The sequence below is a fragment of the Vibrio sp. JPW-9-11-11 genome, from assembly GCF_013369335.1.
Classification (GTDB): domain Bacteria; phylum Pseudomonadota; class Gammaproteobacteria; order Enterobacterales; family Vibrionaceae; genus Vibrio.
Genome location: NZ_SZQJ01000030.1, coordinates 1 through 1,156, shown reverse-complemented (window position 1 = coordinate 1,156; position 1,156 = coordinate 1). Strand labels below are relative to the sequence as shown.

Annotated in this window: 1 protein-coding gene; it reads left to right on the top strand. The window is 42.0% G+C overall.

Going from position 1 to position 1,156, the window contains the following annotated elements; all coding sequences use genetic code 11:
- Nucleotides 1-180: 180 nt before the first annotated feature.
- Nucleotides 181-630 (top strand): GNAT family N-acetyltransferase, encoded by a 450-nt coding sequence (locus tag FCU94_RS15840; protein WP_176289458.1) that lies wholly within the window; start codon nucleotides 181-183, stop codon nucleotides 628-630.
- Nucleotides 631-1,156 lie beyond the last annotated feature (526 nt).

Genomic DNA, 1,156 nt, shown 5'->3' with positions numbered 1-1,156 from the left:
GTTGCAGGCAGTTAAGGTGGAAGGTTTCCCAAAATAAATATAACAAGCAATTTAAGAGGGATTCACAACGCTTGGCATTTTTGCTTCTACTTCAAAATTAGTGTTTATGGCACAATGCTTTAGGTTGGGTGGAGGCGTTTTTCACCCCTTAATTGGGCGTTAGCCCTCTAAAGAGGAATTATGGAAATAATCGAATATCATAGTGACTATTTGTTTGAATTGGCGAAAATTTATTCTCAAGTTTTTTCTGCTCCCCCTTGGAATGAAGACTGGACTGAACCTGAGGCTGTAGAGCGGTTGTCTCATATAGCGTCAATGAACGATGGTATTGGACTAATAGCAATACTTGATGGTGAAGTAGTTGGAGCATTGTTAGGTTTTGTTTATCCGTATAAAGGAAGCAAGACCTGTGAGATTAGGGAGTTGTTTGTTTCAAATGCTTCTTCAGGGAATGGAATAGGAAAACAGCTAATGGCTCAGCTTGATTTAATATGCACACAAGGCAAGATTGCAAAAATTTCATTGAGAACATGGAAAGAATCAAGCGCATTTGGTTTCTATGAAAAATGCGGGTTTTCAACAAATGAATCAGTAGTGTTTCTTTCAAAAGCAATAGATTGTGGTAAGTAGGGCTAACAAAGCGTTTAAGACAGATTCGCAACGCTTGGCATTCTCGGTTTGCTTTGAATTTAGTGTTTACGGCACAATGGTTTAGGTACGGTGGTCGGCGTCGCTCACTACTTAACGCGGCGTTATGTTTACTTGTATTTCAATGGCTTAAAAATTCTTCGATCTCTGTTCTTTGTCCCTTTAGCCGTTCGTTCGAGTTGCCTCAGCAAATCCACATTGTCGGCCCAAGTTCGTGAATTTCTCAACCCGTAAAACATGTCAATGTTCGCGGGTTGCTTCATTTGCAGGTCGTGGCGGTTGGTTTCAAATTTCACTGGCTCTAAGTCTCTTTGAGCGCATTTGCCAATCAGCATTTCAATTTGGCAGTTGCCTCGGCAATTTGCCATTGTTCTGCGCTTCGGTTGGAAAGAGAGGGCGCTTGTTGAACGTTTGTCGGGTTGCCTCATTGGGCAGGGAAGTGGATTTAGTCGCTTCATGTTTCGAGCCTCTGATGGGCCAAGTGAGATTGAGCTTGTGATTCACTTCT

What these genes read in the sequence shown, in the direction of transcription:
- FCU94_RS15840 (WP_176289458.1), top strand. Translation starts at nt 181, where the DNA reads ATGGAAATAATCGAATATCATAGTGACTATTTGTTTGAATTGGCGAAA.